Annotated in this window: 13 protein-coding genes; 10 read left to right on the forward strand and 3 right to left on the reverse strand. The window is 43.4% G+C overall.

What is annotated here, in order from left to right:
• Window positions 1-58: 58 nt before the first annotated feature.
• Window positions 59-931: a hypothetical protein gene (locus tag KDW99_RS14810; RefSeq protein WP_255825779.1), complete on the reverse strand. Its 873-nt coding sequence runs from the start codon at window positions 929-931 to the stop codon at window positions 59-61.
• Between the two features lie 543 nt (window positions 932-1474).
• Here KDW99_RS14810 and aat point away from each other — a divergent pair.
• Both aat and infA read left to right on the forward strand, forming a co-directional pair.
• Window positions 1475-2218 (forward strand): leucyl/phenylalanyl-tRNA--protein transferase, encoded by a 744-nt coding sequence (gene aat, locus KDW99_RS14815; protein WP_255825781.1) that lies wholly within the window; start codon window positions 1475-1477, stop codon window positions 2216-2218.
• 228 nt (window positions 2219-2446) lie between these two features.
• The gene (gene infA, locus KDW99_RS14820; protein WP_255825782.1) at window positions 2447-2665 is read left to right on the forward strand and encodes a translation initiation factor IF-1; all 219 of its coding nucleotides are present in this window, start codon (window positions 2447-2449) and stop codon (window positions 2663-2665) included.
• Between the two features lie 134 nt (window positions 2666-2799).
• Here the strand turns inward: infA and clpA are convergent, their stop codons facing one another.
• Entirely contained in the window at window positions 2800-5055 is a 2256-nt protein-coding gene (gene clpA, locus KDW99_RS14825) for an ATP-dependent Clp protease ATP-binding subunit ClpA (protein WP_255825783.1), read from the reverse strand.
• 20 nt (window positions 5056-5075) lie between these two features.
• The gene (gene clpS / locus KDW99_RS14830; protein WP_012070938.1) at window positions 5076-5426 is read right to left on the reverse strand and encodes an ATP-dependent Clp protease adapter ClpS; all 351 of its coding nucleotides are present in this window, start codon (window positions 5424-5426) and stop codon (window positions 5076-5078) included.
• A gap of 305 nt (window positions 5427-5731) precedes the next feature.
• Between clpS and KDW99_RS14835 the strand changes: the two genes are divergently transcribed.
• The 8 genes from KDW99_RS14835 to KDW99_RS14870 all read left to right on the forward strand — a co-directional run bounded on the left by KDW99_RS14835 (window position 5732) and on the right by KDW99_RS14870 (window position 14450).
• Window positions 5732-5998 (forward strand): cold shock domain-containing protein, encoded by a 267-nt coding sequence (locus KDW99_RS14835; protein ID WP_255825785.1) that lies wholly within the window; start codon window positions 5732-5734, stop codon window positions 5996-5998.
• 129 nt (window positions 5999-6127) lie between these two features.
• Window positions 6128-6862, forward strand: a complete 735-nt coding sequence (locus KDW99_RS14840) for a pseudouridine synthase (protein WP_255825786.1) — start codon at window positions 6128-6130, stop codon at window positions 6860-6862.
• Window positions 6762-7202, forward strand: coding sequence for an NUDIX domain-containing protein (locus KDW99_RS14845; RefSeq protein WP_370646816.1), 441 nt, complete (start codon window positions 6762-6764; stop codon window positions 7200-7202). Before KDW99_RS14840 ends, KDW99_RS14845 begins: the two co-directional genes overlap by 101 nt.
• Window positions 7203-7279: 77 nt before the next feature.
• The gene (gene mnmA / locus KDW99_RS14850) at window positions 7280-8401 is read left to right on the forward strand and encodes a tRNA 2-thiouridine(34) synthase MnmA (RefSeq protein WP_255825788.1); all 1122 of its coding nucleotides are present in this window, start codon (window positions 7280-7282) and stop codon (window positions 8399-8401) included.
• Between the two features lie 17 nt (window positions 8402-8418).
• Window positions 8419-9048 carry a high frequency lysogenization protein HflD gene (gene hflD, locus KDW99_RS14855; protein ID WP_255825789.1) on the forward strand — a complete coding sequence of 210 codons (630 nt, stop codon included), beginning with the start codon at window positions 8419-8421 and terminating at the stop codon, window positions 9046-9048.
• A 277-nt stretch (window positions 9049-9325) separates the two neighbouring features.
• Window positions 9326-11548, forward strand: coding sequence for an NADP-dependent isocitrate dehydrogenase (locus KDW99_RS14860; RefSeq protein ID WP_255825790.1), 2223 nt, complete (start codon window positions 9326-9328; stop codon window positions 11546-11548).
• A 196-nt stretch (window positions 11549-11744) separates the two neighbouring features.
• Window positions 11745-13118 carry an adenylosuccinate lyase gene (purB, locus tag KDW99_RS14865; RefSeq protein ID WP_255825792.1) on the forward strand — a complete coding sequence of 458 codons (1374 nt, stop codon included), beginning with the start codon at window positions 11745-11747 and terminating at the stop codon, window positions 13116-13118.
• 123 nt (window positions 13119-13241) lie between these two features.
• Window positions 13242-14450, forward strand: coding sequence for a cupin domain-containing protein (locus KDW99_RS14870; protein WP_255825793.1), 1209 nt, complete (start codon window positions 13242-13244; stop codon window positions 14448-14450).
• Window positions 14451-14472: the final 22 nt, after the last annotated feature.

Raw genomic sequence — 14472 nt, forward strand, 5'->3', positions numbered from 1 at the left:
GGCTTTCGCTTTTACTAAGATAAGGCACTCTCCAATGCAGGAGACCTTATAAAAAATCTTAGAAGAAAGTTTTAACACCAACGATTGTACGCTCAGCGCCAGCATCGATAGTTGCTTCTGTTGTATCACCAGCGTAGTTTTTCACGTAGTAAGTCAAATCACCTGATACGTATTCACCAATGAAGTAAGTTGCAGAAGGCTCGCCATCAGTTTCCATATCCTGAGAGTACTCAAGAGTCAAAGTCAAAGCATCAGTTGCAGCAAGAGCAACAGACGCAGTCATTTTAGAAACATCAGTATCACCATTAACACCTGCTGAACCAGTACCGTAGTTAAGAGACAATGTCGCTGGGCCAGCAACTGTCTGTAAGCCAATGTTTGCCGCATTAGCATCACCTACAGCACCACCAGAGATACCAGCTTTAAAGCCACCAAAATCCATTACGTAAGATGCTGCAACACCGATATCAGAATCTTCTGCACCAGTTGAAGGAGTTGATTCTACTGCAAGAGTTAGCTCTGGAGTAACTTTGTAACGGATACCAGTGTTGTCAGTATCATCAGAAGTTACTAAATCAACACCGCCGTAAATCTCATCCATACCCATGAAAGAGCCAGTCGCTACTGTACCATCAAAGCGACCAAAGGATACTGCACCTTGTTTTACGTACAGTTTTTCCATGTTGATGTCAGTGCCTTCATCATCACCAGTAGTTTTGAATTCAAGCTCAGCATAAACAATACCAGTATCTACGTGAAGCTCTAGCTCACCAAGATCTGTACCATCAAGCTCATCAGTACCGTCTTTTGTCATAACATATTCAACACCAGCTTCACCAGTGATGATTGCATCAGCAGCGAAAGTAGCAGTAGAAACAGCAGCCGCAACAGCAGTTACCGCAAACACAGAAGCAAGTTTAATCGCTTTCATTCAAGATTCCCCTTTATATTATATAATATGGTCTTGTAGACCTATCGATCGATTTTCATCTATCCAAGAAACGTTGTTAAATCAACGATTCATGTATCTTAAAACCCATCAGTTTCACTTTCATGACAGCTGTCAAAAAAGCAATTATTCTTGTAGTTCCCGACACCGTATTCAAATTATCTTTTCGAATTACCGTTTAGGACTGCAACGATTAAAACCAAGTTTTCCATTACGGGTCAAGCACTCCTTGCACTTTTTTTCTTTTTTTTTTCATTTTCCGCTCTTTTTTGGACGAAAAGCACTCAACAAGACCCTTTACGGACATTTTTCTTAAGCTCTTCGTGCACATTTAAGCCAACTAAGAATAACATCGTGTCAATAAGTCGCAAGCTGAATATCTTTTCTTCCTTAATTAGTTTATCGGGTAGAGTTTTTTTTTCTTTAGCTTTTCTTGATAAAAACCATCAAACAATAGTTTTTAAGAGGAAAGGAACTATAATCGGATTATCAAATTAATTGAAAATTAAGGATAATAACCACTTCATGTCAGCAACAGCTACCGAAGATAAACACGAGCTTGTATTACTGTCAGAGTCACCTTACGACACACCAGACCCCGGCAAGGCGTTAGAAGATCCTGAAGGCTTATCCGCCATTGGTGGCGACTTATCCCCTACTCGACTACTTCATCTGTACAGTAAAGGCTTTTTCCCTTGGTTTAGCGATCCTGATCCCATCCTGTGGTGGCACCCAGAGCAAAGATGCACTCTTAACCCAGACGATTTTCACGCGTCTAGATCACTTCAAAAAGCCATCAAAAAAGACCAATGGTTATTTTCAGTCAATCAGAACTTTGAGTCCGTAATCGGTTATTGCTCGGCGCTACGAGCAGACAAGGAAGGCACTTGGATATCCAAAGACATTAAAAATGCTTATACAGAGCTACACAAATTAGGCTACGCACATTCCATTGAAATATGGTTGAACAACAAACTTGTCGGTGGTTTTTATGGCGTCGCGATGGGAAATATGTTTTTTGGTGAATCAATGTTTTCGCTCACACCAAACGCATCAAAAATAGCATTAAAGACATTCTGCGAATTGGCAAAAAGCTGCAAGATAGAATTAATAGATTGCCAGGTTGAATCTGACCATTTGCTGTCCCTTGGTGCCCAAAAAACACCTAGAAAATATTTCTGCAGCAACCTAGAGCAACTCATTCCAAGCATCAAAAAGAACCCAGCACTCATCAATATTGGCAAAAAAGTGGATAAACAGCCGATTTAGAACAAAAATAGACAGCGTGAAAACACAACTAGGTTTGCCTTACGCTGCTTTTTTAGGCAAAATACGCTCGATCAAAATTCAGACGTCGCTAAATGCACAATCATGATTAAGCTGTTTAGCGCTCAATTGACCAAAGAGGAACACCTTTCCTCTTCGTCTGCAGACCTCCTTTTGGGTATGGTCGGCGTCTACTAAATAATAGTAAGTTAACACCATAGGACACATATTGTGGCAAAAGAAGAAGGCTTAGAAATGGAGGGCACTATCGTTGATACGTTGCCTAATACCATGTTCCGTGTCGAGTTAGAAAACGGACACGTAGTGATTGCACATATCTCTGGTAAAATGCGTAAAAATTACATTCGTATTTTAACTGGCGACAAGGTAAAAGTTGAATTAACACCTTACGACCTTTCTAAAGGGCGTATTGTTTACCGCGCACGTTAATTTAAGCAACCCAGCAAGGGCAGCTTAGACAGAAGACATAAAAAAACCGGACAGAGTCCGGTTTTTTTATGTCTTCTTAAGGTAACCCCCTACCCTTTCTTCAAAAGAAGGGGGTCATTTCTTAATTGTAATAATCAATGAACAACCGCTTCTTTGATTACTTCAAACTTCAACTCATCACTCTTTTCATCCAACGCCACTTTGACGTGACCGCCATCATGAAGATCGCCAAAAAGAATATGATCCGCTAAAGGCTTCTTCAAATGCTCCTGAATCACTCGAGCCATCGGACGTGCACCCATCTGGCGATCGTAGCCTTTGTTGGCTAACCAACCTCTGGCAGTGTCTGAGACCTCTAATAAGACACCTTTAGGATCAAGTTGGGCCTGTAACTCGACTAAGAACTTATCAACCACGTTAAAGATAATGCGTTCATCCAATTGCTGGAACTGAATAACAGCATCTAAGCGGTTTCTGAATTCTGGTGTGAAAGTTCGATTAATCACTTCCATACCGTCCGTTGAGTTATCTTGACTAGAGAAACCAATCGAACGACGAGCCAATTCTTCAGCGCCCGCATTCGAAGTCATCACCAAAATCACATTACGGAAATCCGCCTTGCGTCCGTTGTTATCCGTCAAAGTACCGTGATCCATTACTTGCAGAAGCAAGTTAAAGACCTCTGGGTGAGCCTTTTCAATCTCATCCAATAGCACGACACTGTGTGGGTTCTTCGTCACCGCTTCCGTTAGCAAGCCACCTTGATCAAAACCAACATAGCCTGGTGGTGCACCAATCAATCGAGACACGGCATGACGCTCCATGTATTCCGACATATCGAAACGAATGAGCTCAAGCCCTAATTGTTTAGCTAGCTGTTTGGTAACCTCTGTTTTACCAACCCCTGTTGGGCCGGCCATCAAGAAAGAACCAATAGGCTTTTGTTCAGCCTTCAAGCCTGCACGAGATAACTTAATCGCAGCGGATAAAGAATCAATGGCATTGTCTTGCCCGAAGACCACCATTTTCAGGTTACGCTCAAGGTTAGACAGCACTTGTCTATCATCAGAGTTAACCGCTCTCACAGGCACTCTGGCGATCTTAGAGACGATATCTTCAATGTCAGCAACCGTGATAACCGCTTTACGCTTCTCTTCTGGCTGTAGTCGCTGATAAGCACCAGCTTCATCCACAACATCAATCGCTTTATCAGGCATATGACGATCTGTCACATAGCGCTGAGCAAGCTCGGCTGCTGCCAGCAAGGCTGGCTCTTCGTACTTAACCTTATGATGCTCTTCGAACGCACCAATAATGCCTTTCAAAATTTGATAAGTATCATCGACACTTGGCTCGTTCACATCAATTTTCTGGAAGCGACGCGCCAACGCGTGGTCTTTTTCAAACACACCACGAAACTCTTGGAATGTGGTCGAACCGATACAACGCAAACCACCTGAACTCAAGACAGGCTTGAGCAGATTAGAAGCATCCATGACACCGCCAGAAGCGGCCCCCGCACCAATGATGGTATGAATTTCATCAATAAACAAAATCGCATTCGGTAGTTTTTTCAATTCACCTAGCAATTGCTTAAGGCGTTTTTCAAAATCACCGCGGTATTTAGTTCCTGCTAATAACGCGCCTAAATCTAGCGAATAAACAACACCGTCCGCAATGACATCAGGCACCTGTCCATCAACAATACGTCTTGCTAAGCCTTCAGCAATAGCCGTTTTACCAACGCCAGACTCACCAACCAAGAGAGGATTATTTTTACGACGGCGAGAAAGTGTTTGTATTACTCGCTCAACTTCGTATTCACGCCCAATCAGTTTGTCTATTTTTCCAGCTTTAGCTTCTTCATTTAAATTAGTAGCAAATTTTTGCAACGGCGCAGTATTCGTATCTTCTGCCTCGTCATCATGATCCATATCTTGAGAAGAAGCTTCGCCAGTTTTAGAAATACCGTGCGCCACATAATTGACGACATCAATTCGCGCTACGCCATGTCGCTTGAGAAGATAAACCGTTTGACTCTCTTGCTCACTAAAAATAGCCACCAGCACATTCGCACCAGTCACTTCTCGTTTACCAGAGGATTGAACATGGAAAACCGCACGCTGTAATACGCGCTGAAAACCTAATGTTGGCTGAACTTCACGTTCTTCATCATCTTCAGGAATTAGAGGTGTTGTACTATCAACAAATTCCTCAAGCTCCTTACTTAAGGTATCTAAATTCACACCACATGCTTTGAGGACGCTTGAAGCAGCGCCATTTTCAATAAGAGCTAATAATAAATGCTCAACCGTCATGAATTCATGGCGCTTGTCACGCGCCGCTTTAAAAGCCGTATTCAGGGTTTGTTCTAGTTCTTTATCTAACATTGCTATTCCCTCACTCTGAATCAGTCAACCTTTTGTAGGTCGCACATTAAGGGGTGCTCATTTTGTTCCACGAACTGTTGTACCATTGCTACTTTGGTTTCAGCAATATCAAAAGGGTAAATACCGCAAACACCTTTCCCTTTTTGATGCACTTCTAACATTACCTGATTAGCCTTCTCCCCATCCATAGAAAAAAACCTCTGTAACACAAATACGACAAAATCCATTGGCGTATAGTCATCATTAAATAACACCACCTGATACATGGAAGGTGGTTTTAACTCTGTTTCTTCAGGAGCAATCGCAATACTGGAGTGCCCATGTTGCTCGTCATCTTCTGATACTAGTCTAATTTGTTGATCTGTAATCATCCCATGCCTCTGAGGCTACAATTTTTTACGTAACTGGCCAAATCTGACTCATTACCACTTATATACGTTACAGACTACCATTTGGATTTTACAAATCCCAAAAGGGCTTCTACGCTCTTTATTGGGGTGACCAAATGTGCAATCAATGTTTATTGTTAAAATTTTAGCATTGATTGCTCAAAAACAATTTGCACCTATTTAGCAATCTGCGCTATCCGAGTTCTGTTTTTTAACGCGCTTAACGTCATCATTACTCATTTTGAGTGACATAAGCAAATATCGACTGAGTGGATAAGGAGTGACTCATGCATCACGGATCAGTGAAGTGGTTTAACAATGCAAAAGGCTATGGCTTTATTGTGTCGGAAGATTTTAATGAAGATTTATTTATTCATTATTCAGCTATTAATGTTGAGGGCTACAAAACGCTAAAAGCAGGCCAGGCAGTGACCTTTGATGTCGAGCCAGGAGAGCGAGGCCTTCACGCGATTGAAATCAATCCGACAGCAGCAACAGAAAACACTAAACAAGAGGGGACTCACTCCGACGATAAAAATACTCAGCCAGCTTAGAACCGCGTTACCATCGCTATATTGAAGCGAATTTGTTATCTTACTCCTCATAATGAGGAGTAAGACTAACGCTCTTTTGTGCTGTTTTTTTTATACTCGTACCCTCTTCTCAACTCTATAATCGAATCCATGTCCTCTAACTTAATTTTATTTAACAAACCTTTTCGAGTACTCAGTCAATTCTCCGTAGAAGGCGATAAGACCACTCTTGCTCAATATATTGACGCTCCCGAATTTTATCCAGCAGGCAGGCTAGACTTTGATTCCGAAGGTCTTTTACTACTGACCAATCAAGGCGCGTTGCAACACATCATCGCATCTCCAGACTTTAAGCTCCCCAAAACCTATTGGGTTCAAGTTGAAGGAGAAATTTCTGACGAGGCCATAAAAACACTAAGGCAAGGCGTTGAGCTAAAAGACGGCCTCACCAAACCAGCCGAAGCAGAACGCATGACAGAACCCAATGTTTGGGAAAGAACACCACCCGTTCGCTATCGTGAAGCTATCCCTACAAGCTGGCTATCGCTACAAATTCGCGAAGGTAAAAATCGACAGGTTCGTCGAATGACGGCTGCCGTTGGTTTTCCAACACTCAGGTTAATTCGCTATGCCATTGGTCCTTATACTTTAGAAAATACAGGGGTTGGCCAATGGAACCACATAGAGCCAACTGACAATTTACTAAAAGAGGTTACTCAGTTTGAAGAACAAAGAAAGAGAAAGAGAAAGACTGCCTCACCTAACCGTCGCCGCCCTAGTGAGAATGGGCAACGAAGACCCCAAGGCAACAAAGTTTCTCATGGTGAAGGAATGGCAAGACGGAAACCTAGTACTAAACCAACCAGCCGGCCACGTCGAAAATAACGAAAGCGTCATTCAAGCCGTTATTCGCGAAACAAGAGAAGAATCAGGCTGGCTAGTAGAACCTATCGGCCTGCTTGGAATGTATGCATTTACACCTTACGAAGGGGCAGACACTTATCACCGTCTGTGTTTCTTATGCGAAGCTGTGAGCGAAACTCATGAACCGCTCGATAAGGACATTGTTTCTAGCCATTGGCTAACGTATGAAGAAATCATGGTACTGCCTCATCGCAGCCCATTAATTAAAGCCTGCATTGAAGATTCATTTAATAACCCCATTATCTCCTTATCTTTTGTATCGGATCAATTTCTTCGGCCTATGCCAATAATCAGAAAGTGATACAATAACCAACATTACATTCATTTGAGGCAACGCCTCTTCGCTTTGCGAAAATAATAGTCGAGAAATCACAGCTCATGAAAGAAAGCCCTATTGCGAACAACGCAAACAGCTCAAAAAAAGTCATTGTCGGCATGTCCGGCGGTGTCGACTCCTCTGTATCTGCGCTTATCTTGATGCAACAGGGTTATCAGGTTGAAGGTCTGTTCATGAAGAACTGGGACGAAGACGATGGCACAGAATATTGTACCGCTAAAGACGACCTAGCCGATGCGCAAGCCGTATCTGACAAACTAGGCATTAAGCTACATACGGCTAACTTTGCCTCAGAATACTGGGACAACGTCTTCGAGCACTTTCTTGCTGAGTACAAAGCTGGACGCACGCCAAACCCAGATATTCTGTGTAATAAAGAAATCAAATTCAAAGCGTTTTTAGAATACGCGATGGCATTAAACGCGGATTATATAGCCACTGGACATTATGTTCGTCGTGGTGAAAAAGATGGCGAACCATTACTCCTAAAAGGCCTAGACGGCAACAAAGACCAGAGCTACTTTTTGTATGCGGTTGGCAAAGACGAAATAGCGAAAACCCTCTTCCCTGTTGGTGAACTTGAAAAGCCAGAAGTACGTCGCTTGGCAGAAGAATTCGGCTTGGTCACTCACAACAAAAAAGACAGCACTGGCATCTGTTTTATCGGCGAACGCCGTTTCAAAGATTTCTTAGAGCAATACTTACCCGCTCAACCCGGTAATATTGAAACCCTAGAAGGCGATAAAATTGCCCGCCACCACGGCTTGATGTACCACACTATTGGTCAACGCCAAGGTTTAGGTATTGGTGGTTTAGCCAAATATTCAGACGATCCATGGTATGTGGTTGAGAAAGACCTAGAACGTAATGTTCTGATCGTTACGCAAGGCGGCCAACATGAGTCCTTGTTTAAAACACATTTAATCGCCGACAACTTCGACTGGGTTGCGAGAGAAAAACCAAGCTTCCCACTAACATGCAAAGCAAAATGCCGTTATCGTCAGCCAGACCAAGAATGCACCATCATTGAATTAGCCGATGGCCGCGTTGAAGTATCCTTTGTGGAACCGCAGCGAGCAATCACGCCTGGCCAATCCGTGGTGCTTTATGTAGACGAAGTGTGTCTTGGTGGCGGCATAATTAACGTCGCTTTTAACAAGTAGTTATTAAGAGAGAAAACGTGAGCAGCAGAGAAAAAGAGCAAACTATCGCCCTAACCGCCATCTTTCAAGCGGCAGAATTAGTATCAATTCTAGCGAAAACAGGCCAAGTTGATAATGCCAGCCTACAACCATTATTAGACAGTTTATTAATGGTTAATGCAGCCTCTACCGAAGATATTTATGGCGGCCAATGGGATTGCTCAACCAATCTTGCTTTAGGAAGAAAAATCTCTCGTCAAGCATTAGGCAAGGAACGCAGTAGCGTGAACCCCGACACCTTGAGGTACGCGCTTAGCTTGATTCACCTTGAAAACAAGCTCGCTAAAACGCCCGAAATGCTGTCGACTATCGGGCAAAAAATTGCTCAAATCGAACAGAAAAAAGCCCATTATGAGAGCGTTCTACACGAAAACATGTTGGCGTCGATTTCAGGAATGTACCAAGATACCTTAAGTAAATTATCCTTTCGCATTCAAGTACATGGCGACAGTCGCTTCTTACAGCAACCGCAAGTCGCTAACCAAGTTCGGGCTATTTTGATGTCGGGCATTCGAGCCGCAATGCTATGGCGACAACTTGGCGGAAAGCGCTGGCATTTAATCTTTAAAAGAAAAGCATTATTGAATGCTCTAGAGTCACGTAATTAATTTAAAAAGACCCGCCGGGTCTTTTTTTATGTCTCATAAATCACCTTTAATAGGCAATTGACACTCAAATTGATTCAATAAAATCCTCAGTGAATAATTGAAATCAATTTCCACTATATCTGAGAGCCAATATATCTATGTTGGTTTTTTAGGTAGTATATCGTACAAATTTTTAACCTGTGCGGGTTAACCTGTAAGAGCAGTTTAAATTAGGGAATGGCGGCTAAAAGTCATCTTCGATTCAATAGGCTAATGCCTGAAATGTTAGGGGAATTACATGTCAACGAAACAAACCATTTACTATACATTTACTGATGAGGCGCCAGCTCTGGCAACCGCGTCTCTGCTTCCTATCTTTGGCGCTTTCGCGAAAGAAGCAGACATAGAACTAAAACTAACGGATATATCTTTAGCAAGTCGTGTTATCGCTGCTTTTTCAGACTTACTTCCTGCAGACAAACAAGCAGAAGACGGCCTAAAGTTCCTAGGTGATCTAACAGCAAATCCTGAAGCGAACATTGTGAAACTGCCTAACATCAGTGCTTCTTTGCCACAGCTTTACGCAACAATCAAAGAATTGAACGCAGAAGGTTACGGCCTTCCTGAATACCCAGAAAACCCACAAACAGACGAAGAAAAAGACGTTCAAGCGCGCTACTCTAAAGTGCTTGGTAGTGCAGTAAACCCTGTTCTTCGTCAAGGCAACTCTGACCGTCGCGCGCCAGCGGCCGTTAAAGGCTTCGCTCGTAAAAACCCTCATTCAATGGGCAAATGGAGCAAAACATCTGTTTCACACGTTGACTACATGCGTGATGGTGATTTTTACTCTTCTGAGCAGTCCACTACTATGGATTCCGCTCAAACAGTTAAGATTGAATTCGTTGCGAAAGACGGCTCTGTCGAAGTGAAAAAATCCCTTCCTCTGCTTGCTGGTGAAATCATCGACAGCATGAACATCAGCACTCAAAAGCTTCGCGCTTTCTTTGAAGCATCACTACAAGAAGCGAAAGAAGACAACATCATGTGGTCTGTACACTTAAAAGCCACCATGATGAAAGTGTCTCACCCAATCGTATTTGGTCACGCGGTCACAGTTTTCTACAAAGACGTTTTCGAAAAATACGGTGAGCTTTTCAAAGAAATCGGCGTTAACCCAAACAACGGTTTGGGTAGCGTTTACGATAAAATTCAAAGCCTTCCAGAAGCGAAGCAAGAAGAAATCAAACAAGCCATTCAAGACGTTTACAAAACACGTCCTGAACTAGCGATGGTAGACTCAGACAAAGGCATCACTAACCTTCACGTACCAAGCGACGTAATCGTTGATGCGTCTATGCCTGCAATGATCCGTAACTCTGGTAAAATGTGGGGCCGCGATGGTAAAGCACACGATGCGAAAGCTGTCATTCCAGACAGCACTTACGCGCGTATTTACCAAGAAACTATCAACTTCTGTAAAACTAACGGCGCATTCGATCCAGTTACAATGGGTACAGTGCCAAACGTTGGCCTAATGGCTCAAAAAGCAGAAGAATACGGCTCTCATGATAAAACCTATGAAATGAAAGCTGACGGCGTGATGCGCGTTGTGGATGCAAACGGCAATGTCCTAATGCAGCACAATGTTGAGAAAGGCGATATCTGGCGTGCTTGCCAAACCAAAGACGCTGCTATTCGCGACTGGGTAAAATTAGGTGTTACTCGTGCCCGTCAATCTGACACACCTGCTGTTTTCTGGTTAGAAGACGTTCGCGCACACGATAACGAGCTACGTAAAAAAGTAGAAACTTACCTAAAAGACCACGATACAAGCGGACTAGACATTCGCATCATGTCTTACAACGAAGCAATCCGTTTCTCTATGGAACGCATTATTCGCGGTAAAGACACTATTTCCGTAACAGGTAACATCCTACGTGACTACCTAACTGACCTGTTCCCAATCTTAGAATTGGGCACGTCTGCGAAAATGCTGTCTATCGTACCCATGCTAAATGGCGGCGGCATGTATGAAACTGGCGCGGGCGGTTCTGCTCCTAAGCACGTTCAACAGCTTGTGAACGAAAACTACCTTCGCTGGGACTCTCTAGGTGAATTCCTAGCCGTAGCGGTATCTTTCGAAGAGCTTGGTATTAAGCACAACAATGAAAAAGCAAAAGTTCTTGCTAAGTGCTTAGATAAAGCGACTGGCAAATTGCTAGACACCAACAAGTCTCCTTCTCGCAAAGTGGGCGACATTGATAACCGTGGTAGCCATTTCTACCTAGCGTTGTACTGGTCTCAAGAACTTGCGGCACAAACGGAAGATGCAACCTTGGCAGCGAAATTCGCTCCTCTTGCTAAGCAACTTGCCGATAACGAAGACAAGATCGTTGCTGAACTTGCGGCAGTACAAGGCAAGCCTTCTGGCTTATCTGGTTACTACCACATGGATCTAAATGAAGTGGCTAAGATCATGCGTCCTAGCGCAACGTTCAACGGTGCTCTATCTTCTCTATAAGAAGACAGACCTAGGACAAACATTTTGTCTTGAAAGTGAAATCAAAGCCCCAAGTAACTCGCTTACTTGGGGCTTTTTCATTTTGTTGGAAAAATCATCAACAAAACAAAGCTAATCCCTTTCACGCCATAGAAGTGCGCCCCCCTTTTGCCTATAATAGCCGCTCCCTGAAAACCATGTTCGAGGCGTTATCTCAATGGAATTAACTAGCTTAAATGCAATTTCCCCTATCGACGGTCGTTACGGATCGAAAACAAACGTACTACGTCGCTCCGTGAGCGAGTATGGTTTGCTGCGTATGCGAGTCATAGTCGAAGTTCGCTGGCTACAGGCTCTTGCCAAACACCCACAAATTATCGAAGTTCCAGCATTGAGCAATGAAGCGAGCGCTTTATTAGATCAATTGGCTGAAAACTTCAGTGAAGCTGATGCACAAGCCATTAAAGACATTGAGAAAACCACGAACCACGATGTCAAAGCGGTAGAATATTTTATTAAGAACAAAATGGCAGACAATGCAGAACTTGCTGCTATCTCTGAATTTGTTCACTTTGCTTGTACATCTGAAGACATCAACAACTTATCTCATGCATTGATGTTGCGTGAAGCATTGGAAGAAGGCATTGCTCCAGAGCTTAAAAACGTTATCAAAGCCGTTCAAGATCTAGCGATTGAGCACGCAGAGCAATCTATGCTGTCTCGCACGCACGGCCAAACCGCTTCCCCAACCACCGTTGGTAAAGAAATGGCCAACGTAGCAGCACGTCTTAGCCGTCAACTTAAGCAAATCGAAAACGTTGAATTTTTAGGCAAAATCAACGGCGCGGTGGGTAACTACAACGCTCACCTTTCGGCTTACCCAGACGTTGATTGGCAAGCACACGCTGAAGCCTTCGTGACTTCTTTAGGTTTGACTTGGAACCCTTATACGACTCAAATCGAACCACATGATTACATCGCCGAGTTGTACGATGCGATTTGCCGTTTCAATACCATCTTAATCGATTTCGACCGCGATGTGTGGGGCTACATTTCCATGGGCTTCTTCAAGCAAAAAACCATTGCTGGCGAAATTGGCTCTTCTACAATGCCACACAAAGTTAACCCAATTGACTTCGAAAACTCTGAAGGCAACTTGGGTATTGCGAACGCAATCATGGGTCACTTGAGCGCTAAGTTGCCAATTTCTCGCTGGCAGCGCGACCTAACCGATTCTACGGTTCTTCGTAACCTTGGCGTTGGTTTGGCTCACAGCTTAATTGCTTATCAAGCAACCCTAAAAGGCATTAGCAAATTGGAAATCAACGCGCCTCGCCTTGAAGCTGACCTTAACAATGCATGGGAAGTTTTGGCTGAGCCAATCCAAACCGTTATGCGTCGTTACGGCATCGAATCTCCATACGAGAAACTAAAAGAGCTAACACGCGGCCGCACTATCGACCAAGCGACAATAGAAGCTTTTGTCGATACGCTAGACATGCCTGAGCAAGCCAAAGCCGAATTGAAAGCGCTAACACCAAGCACTTACATCGGTAATGCGGTGGCACAAGCAAAAGCGATCCGTAACTGAGATTGATGCTTTAAATAGCAGCACTAAAAAGAGCCGATTTATCGGCTCTTTTTGCCTTTAAAGCAGCCAACCTGTAGTAATACATATCACTACTTTATTTGTTCTTTTTTTGATGAGCGATTTATGACAGACCTAAATACACCGTTGACTATTCTTGGTGGCATCACAGCCCAAACCTTTATTGATGAATATTGGCAGAAAAAGCCTTTGTTGATTCGCGGTGGTCTTGTCGACTTCACTTTACCTCTAGAAGCCGATGAGCTTGCTGGCATGGCAATGGAGGAAGAAATTGAATCTCGTATTGTGATCGAGAACGGCTTAAGCCCTTGGGAAACACGCCAAGGCCCATTTAACGAAGATACTTTTGCAACCTTACCAGAGAAAGAATGGACCCTATTAGTTCAAGCCGTTGATCACTGGGTACCAGAAATTCAAAACCTAAAAGAGCAATTTGAATTCTTACCAAGCTGGCGCTTAGACGATGTGATGGTCAGCTACGCGACAGAAGGCGGCAGCGTTGGTCCACATTATGATCAATACGATGTGTTCTTGGTACAAATATCTGGCAAACGTCGCTGGCAGGTTCTCGCTCCAGATGAATATCAAGATTCAGCAATTCCAAATATTCAGCTGCATATTCTAGACAACTTTCCTGTTAATCCCGACATGGATTGGGAGCTAGAAGCGGGTGATATTCTCTATTTGCCACCTAACTTTGCTCACAACGGCCGTTCACTAGACGACGAGTGCATGACCTACTCCATCGGTTTCCGTGCGCCAAGCATGCAAGATGTCTTAACTGGGATTCGCGATAAACTCTGTGAAACGGACAATGTGAAAGATCGCTTTGCCGCGCCAGAAACAGCCAACCGTCAGCACAGCGCTCACATCAGCAAAGACGACATCCAGTACTTACAAATCGAATTAGCTTGCCTTATCAATCAACCTGACCTACTCGCTGAGTGGTTAGGAGAAACAATGAGTGAAAGCAAATACCCAGAATATCTGGCACCATTAAATCAAGAAGAAGTAAACGACGCGTTTAGCAGTGCAACACAAGGTCAAACCTTCATCCGCCCTGGTGATGCACGTATTTGTTATTATGCCCAACAGAATGCTGAAGATAACGGCAAGATTCGTGTGTTTTGCAATGGCGAAAATCTGCTTGTTGATGCAGAGCTAACAGGTTTTATTGAAGCCGTTTGCCACCAAATTGAATTCGATTTCTCAGGCTTGGATTTGACACAACATACGGATCTAGAGCCTCTTGTATGCTTTCTAATTCGTCAACAAGGTTTAATTGAATTAGTTGCAGCAGCAGAAGAAGAATAAAAGACCGTATATTAAGGGACTC

It is taken from the genome of Marinomonas rhizomae (assembly GCF_024397855.1).
In the GTDB taxonomy this organism is placed as follows: Bacteria; Pseudomonadota; Gammaproteobacteria; order Pseudomonadales; family Marinomonadaceae; genus Marinomonas; species Marinomonas rhizomae_A.

Bases quoted from the DNA above. Each gene is read 5' to 3' on its own strand.
- mnmA (WP_255825788.1), top strand. From the start codon at position 7,280: ATGAAAGAAAGCCCTATTGCGAACAACGCAAACAGCTCAAAAAAAGTC.
- KDW99_RS14835 (WP_255825785.1), top strand. From the start codon at position 5,732: ATGCATCACGGATCAGTGAAGTGGTTTAACAATGCAAAAGGCTATGGC.
- clpS (WP_012070938.1), bottom strand. From the start codon at position 5,426: ATGATTACAGATCAACAAATTAGACTAGTATCAGAAGATGACGAGCAA.
- KDW99_RS14860 (WP_255825790.1), top strand. From the start codon at position 9,326: ATGTCAACGAAACAAACCATTTACTATACATTTACTGATGAGGCGCCA.
- clpA (WP_255825783.1), bottom strand. From the start codon at position 5,055: ATGTTAGATAAAGAACTAGAACAAACCCTGAATACGGCTTTTAAAGCG.
- purB (WP_255825792.1), top strand. From the start codon at position 11,745: ATGGAATTAACTAGCTTAAATGCAATTTCCCCTATCGACGGTCGTTAC.
- aat (WP_255825781.1), top strand. From the start codon at position 1,475: ATGTCAGCAACAGCTACCGAAGATAAACACGAGCTTGTATTACTGTCA.
- KDW99_RS14840 (WP_255825786.1), top strand. From the start codon at position 6,128: ATGTCCTCTAACTTAATTTTATTTAACAAACCTTTTCGAGTACTCAGT.
- KDW99_RS14870 (WP_255825793.1), top strand. From the start codon at position 13,242: ATGACAGACCTAAATACACCGTTGACTATTCTTGGTGGCATCACAGCC.
- KDW99_RS14810 (WP_255825779.1), bottom strand. From the start codon at position 931: ATGAAAGCGATTAAACTTGCTTCTGTGTTTGCGGTAACTGCTGTTGCG.
- KDW99_RS14845 (WP_370646816.1), top strand. From the start codon at position 6,762: ATGGGCAACGAAGACCCCAAGGCAACAAAGTTTCTCATGGTGAAGGAA.